Source organism: Saccharopolyspora hattusasensis (assembly GCF_050972075.1).
Lineage (GTDB): Bacteria > Actinomycetota > Actinomycetes > Mycobacteriales > Pseudonocardiaceae > Saccharopolyspora > Saccharopolyspora hattusasensis.
On sequence record NZ_JBPCDC010000001.1, the window covers coordinates 8,287,742 to 8,300,329 of the forward strand.

General features: G+C 65.1%; 15 protein-coding genes and 1 pseudogene. 10 read left to right on the plus strand and 6 right to left on the minus strand.

Annotation, left to right across the window (positions count from 1 at the left end; all coding sequences use genetic code 11):
• Nucleotides 1–3 precede the first annotated feature (3 nt).
• The 4 genes from ACRXBZ_RS39200 to ACRXBZ_RS39215 all read left to right on the plus strand — a co-directional run bounded on the left by ACRXBZ_RS39200 (nucleotide 4) and on the right by ACRXBZ_RS39215 (nucleotide 3,354).
• Nucleotides 4–294: a hypothetical protein gene (locus ACRXBZ_RS39200; protein WP_433883381.1), complete on the plus strand. Its 291-nt coding sequence runs from the start codon at nucleotides 4–6 to the stop codon at nucleotides 292–294.
• Between the two features lie 8 nt (nucleotides 295–302).
• Complete coding sequence (locus tag ACRXBZ_RS39205; protein ID WP_433883382.1) at nucleotides 303–1,511, plus strand: putative T7SS-secreted protein; 1,209 nt, start codon at nucleotides 303–305, stop codon at nucleotides 1,509–1,511.
• A 16-nt stretch (nucleotides 1,512–1,527) separates the two neighbouring features.
• On the plus strand, nucleotides 1,528–1,983 hold the full coding sequence (locus ACRXBZ_RS39210; RefSeq protein ID WP_433883383.1) for a hypothetical protein: 456 nt from the start codon (nucleotides 1,528–1,530) through the stop codon (nucleotides 1,981–1,983).
• Nucleotides 1,984–2,337: 354 nt separating this feature from the next.
• Entirely contained in the window at nucleotides 2,338–3,354 is a 1,017-nt protein-coding gene (locus ACRXBZ_RS39215) for a hypothetical protein (protein ID WP_433883384.1), read from the plus strand.
• A 177-nt stretch (nucleotides 3,355–3,531) separates the two neighbouring features.
• Here the strand turns inward: ACRXBZ_RS39215 and ACRXBZ_RS39220 are convergent, their stop codons facing one another.
• From ACRXBZ_RS39220 to ACRXBZ_RS39235, 4 genes and pseudogenes are all read right to left on the minus strand, one after another.
• Nucleotides 3,532–4,269, minus strand: coding sequence for a helix-turn-helix domain-containing protein (locus ACRXBZ_RS39220; protein WP_433883385.1), 738 nt, complete (start codon nucleotides 4,267–4,269; stop codon nucleotides 3,532–3,534).
• Between the two features lie 164 nt (nucleotides 4,270–4,433).
• Nucleotides 4,434–5,237 (minus strand): class I SAM-dependent methyltransferase, encoded by an 804-nt coding sequence (locus ACRXBZ_RS39225; protein WP_433882538.1) that lies wholly within the window; start codon nucleotides 5,235–5,237, stop codon nucleotides 4,434–4,436.
• Between the two features lie 44 nt (nucleotides 5,238–5,281).
• Nucleotides 5,282–5,497 (minus strand): annotated as a pseudogene (locus tag ACRXBZ_RS39230) (HalD/BesD family halogenase); the annotation flags it as partial.
• A gap of 729 nt (nucleotides 5,498–6,226) precedes the next feature.
• A complete protein-coding gene (locus ACRXBZ_RS39235) occupies nucleotides 6,227–6,709 on the minus strand; it encodes an integrase core domain-containing protein (RefSeq protein ID WP_433883386.1) in 483 nt (160 codons plus the stop codon).
• A gap of 39 nt (nucleotides 6,710–6,748) precedes the next feature.
• Between ACRXBZ_RS39235 and ACRXBZ_RS39240 the strand changes: the two genes are divergently transcribed.
• Nucleotides 6,749–6,949: a hypothetical protein gene (locus ACRXBZ_RS39240; protein ID WP_433883387.1), complete on the plus strand. Its 201-nt coding sequence runs from the start codon at nucleotides 6,749–6,751 to the stop codon at nucleotides 6,947–6,949.
• Here the strand turns inward: ACRXBZ_RS39240 and ACRXBZ_RS39245 are convergent.
• Nucleotides 6,926–7,270: an integrase gene (locus tag ACRXBZ_RS39245; protein ID WP_433884107.1), complete on the minus strand. Its 345-nt coding sequence runs from the start codon at nucleotides 7,268–7,270 to the stop codon at nucleotides 6,926–6,928. The genes ACRXBZ_RS39240 and ACRXBZ_RS39245 overlap by 24 nt on opposite strands.
• A gap of 303 nt (nucleotides 7,271–7,573) precedes the next feature.
• Here ACRXBZ_RS39245 and ACRXBZ_RS39250 point away from each other — a divergent pair, with 303 nt between their 5' ends.
• From ACRXBZ_RS39250 to ACRXBZ_RS39260, 3 genes are all read left to right on the plus strand, one after another.
• Nucleotides 7,574–7,825 (plus strand): hypothetical protein, encoded by a 252-nt coding sequence (locus ACRXBZ_RS39250; RefSeq protein ID WP_433883388.1) that lies wholly within the window; start codon nucleotides 7,574–7,576, stop codon nucleotides 7,823–7,825.
• 180 nt (nucleotides 7,826–8,005) lie between these two features.
• Complete coding sequence (locus tag ACRXBZ_RS39255) at nucleotides 8,006–9,778, plus strand: IS1182 family transposase (protein ID WP_433883389.1); 1,773 nt, start codon at nucleotides 8,006–8,008, stop codon at nucleotides 9,776–9,778.
• Between the two features lie 300 nt (nucleotides 9,779–10,078).
• Complete coding sequence (locus ACRXBZ_RS39260) at nucleotides 10,079–10,330, plus strand: hypothetical protein (RefSeq protein ID WP_433883390.1); 252 nt, start codon at nucleotides 10,079–10,081, stop codon at nucleotides 10,328–10,330.
• 105 nt (nucleotides 10,331–10,435) lie between these two features.
• Here ACRXBZ_RS39260 and ACRXBZ_RS39265 read toward each other — a convergent pair whose 3' ends face one another.
• The gene (locus ACRXBZ_RS39265) at nucleotides 10,436–10,633 is read right to left on the minus strand and encodes a hypothetical protein (protein ID WP_433883391.1); all 198 of its coding nucleotides are present in this window, start codon (nucleotides 10,631–10,633) and stop codon (nucleotides 10,436–10,438) included.
• A 257-nt stretch (nucleotides 10,634–10,890) separates the two neighbouring features.
• On the opposite strand from ACRXBZ_RS39265, the gene ku reads away from it, so the two are divergent.
• Both ku and ACRXBZ_RS39275 read left to right on the plus strand, forming a co-directional pair.
• A complete protein-coding gene (gene ku / locus ACRXBZ_RS39270) occupies nucleotides 10,891–11,565 on the plus strand; it encodes a non-homologous end joining protein Ku (protein ID WP_490885434.1) in 675 nt (224 codons plus the stop codon).
• Between the two features lie 829 nt (nucleotides 11,566–12,394).
• Nucleotides 12,395–12,556: an acyl carrier protein gene (locus ACRXBZ_RS39275; protein WP_433883393.1), complete on the plus strand. Its 162-nt coding sequence runs from the start codon at nucleotides 12,395–12,397 to the stop codon at nucleotides 12,554–12,556.
• Nucleotides 12,557–12,588: the final 32 nt, after the last annotated feature.

Sequence of the window (12,588 nt, forward strand, 5' to 3'; positions counted from 1 at the left end):
GACGTGGAAGGGCAGTTCGGTGTCGATCTGGATGCTTTGGTCAGTGCCGCAGTCGGCGTGCAGACGCTGATGGACGAGTTGGCCAAGCAGGACATCAACGACGTCGACCCCGATCCCATCGTCGTCGGACACGACGGCCTCGCAGACACACTCCGTGATTTCTGCGACCGCTGGGACCACGGGGTGTTCTACCTGATCAAGGACGGCGAAGAACTGGCTAAGCGACTCGACGAGACCGCAGGCGAATACCTGCGAATCGACCTCGGCATCGCCGAAAACCTCAACGGAAACTGACGAAACGCATGGCGACAGCCGAGCTCGGAGAAACGACCAACCCGCGTCTGCTCGTCCCCGGTAACCCCGAGATCCTGCAACGTAGTGCCGACACCTTGACCCGCATCGGCAACGCGCTCGTCCAGGCCGGTGAAGGATTACGCAAGCTGGATACGGGCGGCTGGCACGGTCCCGCTGCAGACGCCTTCCACGAGTACTTCGACGGAGAACCGGCACGCTGGCTTGCCAGCGGCGACGCGATGCACCAGGCGGCGCGCGCCTTGACCGACTACATCGCGGTCTTCGGCTGGGCGCAGCGCGAGGCCGAGCAAGCCGCGTTCGTGTGGGAACACGGCAAGAAACTCTCCGAGGATGCCTACGCCAAGTACCGCGGTGACGTCGCGAGAGCCGAGGCCCAGGCGCGCCAGACTGGCTCGGCACCGCCGTCGTTACCGTGGAACGACCCGGGCCAGGCACTCCGGGACGCCGCCAACGATCAGCGCAACCGGGCACGCCAGCAACTCAAAGAAGCCGGCGACCGAGCTCAAGCGCTCGTCGCCGCGGCTCGTGATCAAGCCCCTGCTGCCCCGAACCTGTTCGAGCAAGTCGCAAGCTTCGCCGGAGAGTTCGGAAAGGGGGTCGGTGCCGCCGCGACCGAAGCAGCCAGCTTCATCGGCACGATCTCACCCACCCGCCTCATCACCGATCCCGCCCAGTACGGCAGAGACATGGCCGCCCTCGGAGACGGGGTCAAAGCAGCAGCGACGAACCCGGTCGCCTTCGCCAAAGCAGCAGTGGACTGGGACACGTGGTCGCGAAACCCCGGGCGCGCACTGGGAAAACTGGGCTTCGACGGGTTGCTGACCGCCGGAAGCATCGGCGCCGGTGCCGCAGTACGGAGCGTCCGCGCCGGCAAGGCCGCCGAACGCACCGCAGAAGCCGTCGACCACGGGCCGCCCGCATCCAGTGCTACCTCCGGCCGTGACCTGGCGATCGGGCTAGCCAAAGAAAGCCAGATGTCGGAAAAAGGCGTGGCGATGGCCGGCGCCGGCACCAACACGCCCCTGCGCGACGCACCCCGGCTCGCCGCCGAACACGGTGGACAGCCCGAGGAATGGATCAAGAAGTCCAGCACCAGCTACACGGACAAAGAAGGCCGCACATTCGAAACACACTGGTACGAACACGGCCCGACCGGTAACCGGGTAGAATTCAAACACAAATTCCCCAACGAGTAAGGAGGACAACGAGATCGTGGATATCGACCAGTTCCTCCTCGCAGCTGCGCGCTACCGGCTCGACATGGCCGACGCCGACGAGGTAATCGCCGCTGCGTCGAGCCTCACTGGCACGCCCGCCGTGCCGGATGAGGCCTTGGCGATCTCTGCGCTGACGCCAGTCGACACTCGTCGTGAGGAACTTCAACCACTGGTCGACCAGGTACTGACCGGTCTCGGCGCGCGGCCGCTCGACGATCAAACCGCCGCGGCCACCGTGGCACGCAGCGTCGCCGCCGCCATCCGGACAGACCAGGTCGAGCCCTACGACGGAGCACGGCAACTATGGCGCCTCGCACGCAAAGTCCCGGCCGCCGAACCATCACTGACCGGGTTCATTCACCTGGCAAGCGAGTGGGAAGACGTACCCGACCAGCGCGCCGAGATCGAGGCCGACATCAAAACCGAAGCCGGCAAACTCGAACAACCCTGACCACACCAATTCACGCGCCCGGAAAATGACTGCTGAACGTTTCTTAGGCGACTGCCAACTTTGCAGGACTTGAGCGATCGCTGTTGTGGACCAAGGACAGGGCCTGCCTGTCGGGGGACTGTGGGATAAACGAAGCCCGTCGCGAGTTCGATGGCCAGTGTTCTAGTTTGGCTGCCAGGCGCCGCGCCTGATCACCGGACCCGGCGGGAGGCTCGTCGAGTCGGCGATGAATGAGCTCTACGGCCTCGTCGCTCGTCAGGGCGGTCACCGGGATCGGGTTTCCCAGGCGGGCGTTGCCGTCGATGGTCGTGATGAGCACGTCAGCGTCGGCCAGTCGTACGGATGGCGGTCATCGTGCAGAGCATGGTCACCGCCGAACAGGCCGGCGTCGCCGTCACCGACGGACGCGAGGTTCAGGTCGAGCACGTGGCCGGGGGCGCCGAGGCGCTGGTCAGTGGGCAAGCGGAGCCCGAGCACTCCGTCATCGCCGTGCCGGTGACCGACCCGAGCACCCCAGCCGAACATGCCGCGGACATGGCGGCCCGGTTGCGCGACGTCGTCGGTGGGGAGGCCGACGTCGAGTGGGCCTGGGCGCACGGGAAGCTTCACGTGCTCCAGGCGCGGCCGGTGGCAAGCCCGGCGGCGAACGCGGCCTCGCCTGTGCAGCGCAGCGCCGAGCCTGTACTGGAAACGTGCTCGCTGTACGGGCCGCAACCGCCCGCCGTGGTCCTACCTCTGGATGAGGTCGGCGATCTCATCGGCCACTACCGCCGCAAGCGCCGCCGCCTGTACGAGGTGGCTGACCGGCACGCGTGTGGGCCTGGCACGGCGCTGGTGTTGCGCTACAACGCCCTGGGTGTGGACGGCGCGGGGTGGGCCGAGGTGGTCGGCCGGCTCGGTGACCAGGTCGTCGTCGACGTTACCCCGCACCAGAGGCAGCAAATCGTTGCCGGCAAGGAGCTGGCCGGGTACTTGCGTACGCTGACCGCCGACGACCCACAGCGTCTGCGCAGCGTGGTGGTGCGCGCGTTCATCGACGGGGACGCGGCACTGGTCAGCGAAGTCACCGACGCCGGGGTGCGGCTGGACTACACCCTCGATGGGCTGCTGGCGCTCAACCGCGGCTGGGCAACCACGCGCGAGGTGCAGTTGGACCACGACGGGTACACCGCCGACATCGCACTCGAGACGTGCCCTGTACCGTGCCAAAACCCGCTCCGGGTGTTGACCAGCGGTTTTGTTGATCGGTGTCAAGCGGCTCGAGTGTATTCGTTGATCAAGCCGTTGAGGACCTTGCGGCGCTGGATGGGCTTGTTGAGCGAGATCACGGCGGTCGGATCGTGCTCGGGTGGATGTTGGTCGAGGCTTTGATGTGGACGATGGGCGTTGAAATGGTTCGAGTATTCGGTCAGCACTGTCAGGGCGTGTCGTTCGTGGTAGATCAGGAGCCGGTCGGTGCATTCCTCGCGGGCGGTGCGGACATCGCTCGGCGTAGCAGTTCGCTCGTGGTGTCTGTGGCGGAGTTTTGATGACCTTGATGTCCTCGGACTATTTGGTGTCGCGGTCGCGGATGAGGAACCGGAATGACGAGGCTCGGTCGCCGAGGTCGGTCAGGAGGTTGCGGGTGACCTGCGCGGTCCAAGTGCCAGTCGGATGCGCGGTGACACCGAGTATGTGCACGGTGCGAGTACGGACCTCCATCACGAACAGGACATACAGCCGACGAAGAGTGATGGTGTCGACGTGGAAGAAGTCGACGGCGAGCAGTCCGGATGCCTGCGCGCGGAGGAAGCTGCGCCACGAGGTGTCCGCCTCGCGCGGAGCGGGGCCGATACGGGAGTTTCGGAGGATGCGGCGGATCGTGCCCGCTCCGACGTGATGTCCCAGTCCGACGAGTTCGCCTTGGATGCGCCGGTGGCCCCATCTGGGGTTTTCCTGAGCCATGCGGAGGATCAGATCGCGGACTTCGGTGGTGATCGGTGGGCGACCTGATCTCTGCGGATACGTCCATTTCTTCGCGATCAGGCGTCTGTGCCAGGTCAGGAGCGTGGTGGGTGTGACGATCCGTCGCAGTCGCAGGGTGCGGGGGAGTAGGCGAGCCAATGCGGACAGGACGGCTCGATCCGGCCACGATAAGCGAGGCCGACGGCCGACCTGGCGGCGTAACACCGCCACTTCATGCCGTAGGACCAGGATCTCGACATCCTTGGCCGCGGTACGCCTGGCGAGCAGCCCCAACCAACCGAAGACGGTCACCGACGCCATGTACATCAGTCGAAACAGCACGATCCGCGATCATGGCCTAATCACAACGATCAGCGAAACCCCAGGTCACCGACTGGGTGTGGCGAAAGCTGGTGGTGAGCCTGCGGAAACCCGTGGCAGTGTGCTTGATCTGCGGGCACGCCATCGCCATCGAGCTGAAGTTCCTCGACTTCGTAGGTTTCTTCTCAGTCGTGGCGTGGTTGGAAGAGGTGGAGCCGGGCGTAGAGCCAGCCGTCGGCTTCCAGTCCGCTCGGATCCACTCCGGCGGCCGACAACGTCTCCAGCACCCGCGATTGTTCCTGCGCGGAGGCGAACCGGCGCTGTTTGAACATACCGGGTACGGGAACGTTTTCGTATCCCAACGCCGCTAGGCCGTCTGCAATCGGTTCTATCGGAAACATCCGCAGCACGAAGTGCGCCATCCAGGGCCGGTGCCGCCGGGCGATGCTGGCCAGCGTCCGTTCGCCGACGTAGCCGATGCAGCCGGTCGAAATCACCAGATCCGTTCCGGTGAGAAGCACGCGTTGCTGTTCGGTGGGGTCGTGCGCTTCCAGATCCGCGTGCACCGCATCGTCGAGGAACCCCGCCGCAAGCGCATACGAGAGGGCCGGTTCGGAGTTGTCGAGTCCGACGAATCGGACGTCCTTGAGCTGACTTCGCGAACGAACCAGATTCCGGTCGCGGGCCAGCAACCAGTCGCGATCTGCCGTGCGGGCATCAGTACGGCAGTAATGCTCATTGAGCTCGTCGATCGTGGCGTCACATTTCAACAAAGCCGCGTTGATGCCGTAGGAACAGCCGAGGTCGAGGATGGTAGGCGCGCGAACCCCGTGGGATTCCCGGTATTCCTGGATGACCTTCTGGAAATACGGCTTGGCCAGCTGCGGAATGCAGTAGTCCAGCTCACGCAGCGTGTTGAAGTAGGCGCGTGGATCGGGCTGTGTGTAGATCTGGTCGAGCAAGATCTTTCCGGTGACGTCGAACTGCACGGACCGTCCTCCTCACTTCTGGCAGTCGCCGACTGGTCTGGCACTCAATCCAGCAGCTGGCCGCTCCGCACCGCGTGTCCCCCAGCGGCCAGGTGTGCAGGCAGCACCCGGCCGAAGATCTGCCGCGTCCGCGACACGCTGCTGCTGCCCGCTGCCATGGTGCCAGCATGCTCGCTGAAGGCGGAGATCGCCGTATGGCCAGCCGTTTCGCCTTGCACCGGTGTTACTCGGTGTAGCGAGTAACGGCCTTTGAACAGCTGGTGCGCACTCAGCGACCTGCAAGTTTCTTCGGTGACTTCGTGGTGGAGTGCGGTGCTGAGGTCTCGCCTGGCTTGACCTTGACGGAGGTGGCCGTGTCGGCGGTTTCGCCTGCCAGGGCCACGTGATCTGCGGCGCCCGCGGATGAATGGTCGTGATTCATCCCGAACCGCCCTTACGAGGTTCCCTGCCTATGACGTGACCGGTGCATCAGGTCGGCTCAGGGAGCGGGTTGCACCGCGACGACTCCGACGTCCAGGGGAGAGCGGTGGCGGTCGTCGACGGCGCACACCTACTACTACACGGCGAGGAGGCCGGTTGCGCCAGGCGTAGTAACCCGAGTTCGAGACGTCCTGGACGCGGCAGGCGACCTGAACCGGGTAACCCTCTGAAGTCATCATTGCGATGGCCTCGAATATTCCTTTGTGGACACATCCTTTCTCGGGAACTCAGTGGCGCGCTTGGTGACGGCCAGTTCTGTTTCGAGTTTGGCGATGCGCCGGCGAGGAGATCTTTCTGGTCTGTGCTGGTGATACCGGGTCGCTGATCGGTGTCGATCAACTCCTGGCTCCGGCAGAGATAGATCGTCTGACGACGGCATCGAGATCCTGAGCGATCGGACGACCGGCGGCGACCAGGTCAAGCACCGTGCGACGAATGCCGGACATGGTCACCGCCTGTGCCGTGCCAAAACCCAGATTATGGGCCTGACCTGGGTTTTCTGGTTGGTATCAAGCGGCTCGGGTGTACTCGTTGATCAAGCCGCCGAGGACCTTACGGCAGAGGATGGGAGGGTCGTTCGAAATCACCGTCGTGGGATCGTGCGTAGGTGGGTGTTGGTCGAGGCTCTGATGTGGACGGTGGGTGTTGAAGTGGTCCGCGTACTCACATAGCACCGTCATGGCGTGCCGTTCGTGGTAGATCAGGAGCTGGTCGGTGCATTCCTCGCGGACGGTGCGGACGAATCGCTCGGCGTAGCAGTTCGCCCGAGGTGTCCGCGGTGGGGTCTTGATGACCTTCACATCCTCGGACGCGAGGACCGCCTCGAACTCTGGTGTGTACTTGGTGTCGCGGTCACGGATGTGGAACCGGAATGATGCGGCTCGTTCGCCGAGGTCGATCAGGAGGTTACGGGCGACCTGGGTGGTCCAGGCGCCGGTCGGGTGCGCGGGGACACCGAGAATGTGCACGGTGCGGGTACGAATCTCCGTCACTAACAGGACATGCAGCCGACGAAGACTGATGGTGTCGACGTGGAAGATATCGACCGCCGGCAGCCCGGATGCCTGAGCGCGCAGGAAGCTGCGCCACGAGGTGTCCGTTCCGCGCGGGGCCGGGCCGAGGCGGGACTGCTGGAGGATGCGGCGGGTCGTTCCCGCGCCGACGTGATGCCCGAGGCCGACCAGCTCGCCTTGGATGCGACGATGGCCCTATTTGGGATTTTCGCGAGCTAAACGGACAACCAGATCGCGGATTTCGGTGCTGATTGGCGGGCGACCTGTCCGCGAGGGATACGTCCACTTTTTGGCGATCAGGCGCCGGTGCCAGGCCAGGAGCGTGGCGGGGGTGACGATCCGCCACAGTCGCACGCTGCGAGGCAGGAGACGGGTCAGCGCGGACAGGAGGGCGCGATCCGGCCACGACGGACGCGGGCGTCGACCGACCTGGCGGCGTAACACCGCCACTTCATGTCGCAACACCAGGATCTCGACGTCCTTGGCCGCGGTACGCCGGGCGAGCAGCCCCAGCCAACCGAACACCGTCATCAGTGCCATGTACACCAGTCGAAACACCATGATCCGTGATCATGGCCTGATCACAGAGCTCGACGAAACCCCTGGTCACCAACCGAGGGGCAAGTTATGGCACGGTACACGCTGGCGGCGGTCGGCAACGGTGATGGCCGGGGTTGTCCGGCGGTCGGTGGGTGCGGCAGGGTGCAACACCGGTTGCCCCGTTGTCGTGGGCGCTGATCCTCCTGGATGCTCGCGGGGATGGGACATGATCGAAGTCATCGACGCCCGAGCGGCTCGGCGGACCTGGACGCCGGCCGGCTGGCCTGCCCTTCGTGAGGCGGGATGCTGCGGCCGTGGGGCCACGCCCGCGAGCGCACGGTCGTCGCGGCCGACGGCGCGGTCACGGTGCGACTGGACCGGGCCGGTGCCGAGTCGGCGGCTGAGCCGCGCCCGAACTGCCGGACCATCCCCGCGTGCGGGCGGTTCTGCCGCCGCTGCCAATACGCGCAGCGAGCGCTGCTGTCGGATGTGGTGGATGAGGGCGCGGGCTCGGGTCGAGCCGATGCCGAGTTTTCGGCGGAGCGTGTCGGCTGAGATCGGACGTTGGTACAGGTTCCAGTGTTCGGCGTCGAGTCGGTACGCCTCATCGCACAGCGGGTCATCATCCTCGGCATGCTGTGTTTTAGGGACGGCGTCGACCCTGGTGGTTAATTCTCGGGTTGGGTGAGGGTGTGTTGGGTAGGCCCGGGATGATGATCTTGCGGCAGTCTTGTGGTGTCTGGCCGCAGGATGGAGATCGTGGTGTCGGTGCAGCCGCAGCCCTGGCCGGAGCCGGTCCCGGAGATCGCCGCGGCGATCCGGGCGATGTACAGCGGGCGACGTGAGGTGCCGTTGGCTGTGCAGGTCCGTGATCAGCTCGGTGAGCTGTTCGCGGACGCTGAGTTCGCCACGGCGTTCGGGGCTCGTGGCAAGCCCGGCTGGTCGCCGGGCATGCTCGCCATGATCACGGTGCTGCAGAAGGCGGAGGATCTGACCGACCGACAGGCCGCCGACGCGGTGCGCACCAACCTCGTCTGGAAATACGCGCTGGGGCTGGAGTTGACCGACCCCGGTTTCGACCACACGGTGCTCAGCGAGTTCCGTGCCCGCGTTGTCCGGCACCGGCTGGAGGAGAAGGCCCTGGACCTGCTGCTGGCGGTGTTGCGGGACAAGGGCTTGGTCACCGCTGGTGGCAAGCAACGCACGGACTCCACGCATGTGATCGCCGCGGTGCGGGACCTCAACCGGCTGGAGTTGGCGGGTGAGGCGGTGCGGGCTTGTCTGGAAGCCCTGTCCGCCGCGGCCCCGCATTGGGTGGCCGAGGTGCTCGACGTTCCGGGCTGGAGCCGGCGTTACCAGCAGCGGATCGACACCTGGCGCTTGCCGGCCTCGCAGACCAAGAAGGACGAACTCGCCCTGTCCTACGGCAAAGACGGCTTCACGTTACTGGCAGCCGTCTACGCGCGCGCCTCGCCGACGTGGCTGCGTGAACTCCCGGCCGTGGAGATCCTGCGCGTGGTGCTGGTCCAGAACTACACGCGCACCGTGGCCAGGAATGGACGAGAGGTGATCAAGCGGCGGGGGAATGACATCGATAAGGATGGTGGTCTCCCGCCCGGCTGTCGGCGCTTGACCTCACCCTACGACACCGACGCCCGTTGGGGCGTCAAGCGGGATATGTTCTGGAACGGCTTCAAGGTCCACATCAGTGAGACCTGTGCGGCTCCCGCCCCGACGGAACCCGCCGAGGATGCCGGCTGTCGCTGTCCTGCCGCGCAGAAGCCGAATCTGATCACGAACGTCGCCACGACCGACGCCACCGTCTCTGACAGCACGATGCTCGAACCGATCCATCAGGCTCTGCGGAAACGGGATCTGCTGCCCGACGAGCACTACCTTGATTCCGGTTACCCGTCCGCCGAACTGATCGTGGGGTCCCTGGAGAACTTCGGCATCGCGCTGATCACCCCTGTGCTGCTGGACCGCTCCCGCCAGGCCAAGGCCCACGAGGGATTCGCCGCGTCGGACTTCGCCGTCGACTGGCAGGCCCAACGGGTGACCTGCCCGGCTGGACAACTCAGCTCGTCGTGGACTCCTTGTGTCCAAGACGGGGTCCCCAAGACGGTGGTCACGTTCTCCAAGACGGTCTGTGGCTCCTGCCCACATCGGGCGCAGTGCACCACCGCGAAAAGCGGACGCCGACAGATCTCCTTACATCCCAGGGAGATGACCGAGGCACTGCGACGGGCCCGCGCCGAGCAGGAGACCCAGGACTGGCAGAAGGACTACGCCCTCCGCGCGGGCGTCGAAGGCACGATCCGCCAGGCCACGGCCGTCACCGGACTACGCCGTGCCCGCTACCGAGGCCTGGCCAAGACCCACCTCGACCACGTCTACTCAGCCGCCGCACTGAACCTGATCAGACTCGACGCTTGGTGGAACGGCCACCCGCTCGACCGGACCCGCACCAGCCACCTCTCCCGCCTCGAACTCAGCCTGGCAGCCTGAACCAATTAACCACCAGGATCGGCGTCTGCACTGTTGTTATCTGGAGGTCCGCTCCGGCCTCAGGCATGCGAGCACTTTGGGGATCCTGTTGGTGTGCCTGACGAGTATCCGGGAGCTGTGAGGCACTGATCGCTCGAGACGATTTGGCTGCCGCCCGCGGTGTTGTCCGGCGTTCTGGATGAGGACGTGGAGCCCTGTCGGCGGCATTGACGGTGAGCACGCCCAAGAGCTTCGTCGCCGGCGGCAGAATGAACACCACGCGCGCCCGCCCAGCACAGGGCTGACCGCTCCTGATCCGTCATGTTCACCGTGACGGCAGCACATCGCCTGGCCGTCCGTCGACTATGGACGATCCAGGACCACGATCAGCACGGACATGTCGTGGGATCAGTGTGTCCGCAGTTGGTCACCGGCACGGAGGGCGAGGGCCGGCACGATGAGCATGACGGCGTCACCGTGAGCACGAACGGTGCCCTGTTCGTGTTCATCTACAGCGCCGCCGTCATGTTCATTTTGAATGCCGGGCAACACGCGCCAGCCTCCGACGCGTGATCCGCGCTGAGAACCAGCCTCGCTAGGCAACTACGTCGTCGACGGTGTCATCGCCCGCATACGCGCCGCGGACCCCGTCGGCACCTGGCGCGAAGACGACCGTGGCTACGTCGATGCACCACTCGGCCCGTCCTTGACCGACCTGGAAATGCCGAACGCTTCCTTGCACCAGTACAGCAGGAAAGGCTGGCCGCCGCCCAGCGCCCCTGTCCTGTTGTCCTTGCCCCTGTATTTGAGAAGTGAGCCGCGAGTCCCGGCCTCGTCGTCCTCGGCCTCACAGTGGGCAGTGTCGTCGGTGGCCATAGTCTTCTCCCCCCAGATCGGTGGCAGACAACGGCAATCAGTGCCGGTCAGTGGTTCCCCTGATGGGATACCCGTGTAACGGCGGCAGAATCACCGAGGTACCTGGTCAATGTGCGCCCAGCGGACGGCGGTGTTGCTCTACGCCGTACTCCCGGGCTCCATCGCGTGTGGCAGGACGTTGCACTTGATCGGGTGATCTCGGGGTCGACAACCGACGAGTGCCAAACGTGCCTCACTCGACGACATGTCGCTGACCAGTGGAAACCCTGTCATCCCTCCAGATAACTTTCGGCCTCGTGGCCATACCGGTGCAGGTCTTCAGTGCGACCGAGGACCACACGATCCGTTTCACCAGATCCAGCGCGGAACCGCCCGACCGGGTGCGGCACAAGCGCGTCAACGAACGCACCGGCGAAGAGGTCCCCTACACCGAGATCGTCAAGGGCTATCCCACCGAGCACGGCTGGGTGGTCGTCGAGCCCACCGAGCTGGAGGACATCGCTCCCGGCCGCAGCCGGTCATTGGAGGTCGTCGACCTCGTCGACCTCGACCCCATCTACGTGCGTGACACCTACTATCTCGCTCCCGGCGCTCCTGAGTACGGCAAGGTCTTTGCGTTGCTGCGAAACGCGTTGTGCAAGGCCCACCGAGCGGGCATCGCAACCTTGGTCCTGCGCAACAAGCAGCACCTGGCTGCCTTGATACCTGGGGAGACGTTCTGCAATCTCTGCTTACTCCACTGGGCTGACGAAATCCGCGATCCGCACCAGCACCTTGGCGGCATCCTGCCCGAGCAGAAAAACGGCTCCCAAGGTGAGCTCGACACCGCGGTTCAGTTGATCGAGACCATGGCGATCGGCTGGGACCCGTGCGAATACCGGGACACCTACCAGCAGAAGGTCCGCGAGCTCCTCGACGCCAAAGCGGGCTGACGAGCCGATAGAGAAGGCCGTGCCGCCACCACGCTCGACGGCCGTCGCCAACCTCATGGACGCCCTGCAGGCCAGTGTCGAACAGGCCCGGGCCGCCAGGACTCGGCGCAAGACGTAATAGGCAGACTCGCACGAAGGACCAGTACGTCCCAATGCCCGGTGCGACAGGTGTCGCACCGGCAGGTACCCGCCCCTTACGCCTTGTGAACTGCACTTACACCTGATAATCGGGTCAGAAACGGCCGCGCACCCCATGAGAACGGCGCTCTCCGGGTACCGCGAGTGTTGCGGGGTACATCCGCGCAGTTCAGAAGCGGTCCAGGTGATCATACGAAATGCGACACGTGTTGCGCACGTTCGCCACGCCGTTTCAGTCGAGATGCGGGAGCCGTGGTCGAGCAGGCGGTAATCCACCAGGAAAGAACCCCAACGATGGCCAGGATTGAGTTCGGCGAAATCGGGCTGGACCTCAGCTGACCAACGCCGTCGGGCCCGGAGGGAGCTGTTCGGGCCCGACGGCGATGAGCTGGTGGCATGGGTCATTCGATCGCGCTCACACCGGGAACCGGTCGGTATTCGAGGTGTGCGCTATTCCTGCGCGTGATCGGAGCACGGGCTTCCCCCGGCACTAGCTGCTGCTGGAGTGGCGCTACCGCCCTACCGGGTGGGTGAATGCCGCGCGAGCCTCTTCGCGCCCGTGCGCTCCGACCCCCATGATCACTCCCACATGCGGACCGGCGGACGGGAGCCCCACGGTGTCGACCATCGAGGATCGGGTCATCAAGATCACCGCCGAGAACTTGGGCGTCAAAAAGGAGCACATGGACTCATGGCCCTACTCGTCGACGACCTCGGCGCTGACGAGCTGGCCGTGGTGGAGCTGGCGGAGGCGATCGAGGGGGAGTTCGGCATCAAAATCACCGAAGCCGACGTGGAGAAGTTGCGGACCGTGAACGACGTCGTCCGCTACGTCCAGTACCACATTCGGTAGTCCCGCGACTAGCACGGGGCCGCTGACCTTCG

What these genes read in the sequence shown, in the direction of transcription:
- ACRXBZ_RS39245 (WP_433884107.1), bottom strand. Translation starts at nt 7,270, where the DNA reads ATGGCACTGATGACGGTGTTCGGTTGGCTGGGGCTGCTCGCCCGGCGT.
- ACRXBZ_RS39260 (WP_433883390.1), top strand. Translation starts at nt 10,079, where the DNA reads ATGTTCACCGTGACGGCAGCACATCGCCTGGCCGTCCGTCGACTATGG.
- ACRXBZ_RS39275 (WP_433883393.1), top strand. Translation starts at nt 12,395, where the DNA reads ATGGCCCTACTCGTCGACGACCTCGGCGCTGACGAGCTGGCCGTGGTG.
- ACRXBZ_RS39250 (WP_433883388.1), top strand. Translation starts at nt 7,574, where the DNA reads ATGCTGCGGCCGTGGGGCCACGCCCGCGAGCGCACGGTCGTCGCGGCC.
- ACRXBZ_RS39265 (WP_433883391.1), bottom strand. Translation starts at nt 10,633, where the DNA reads ATGGCCACCGACGACACTGCCCACTGTGAGGCCGAGGACGACGAGGCC.
- ACRXBZ_RS39205 (WP_433883382.1), top strand. Translation starts at nt 303, where the DNA reads ATGGCGACAGCCGAGCTCGGAGAAACGACCAACCCGCGTCTGCTCGTC.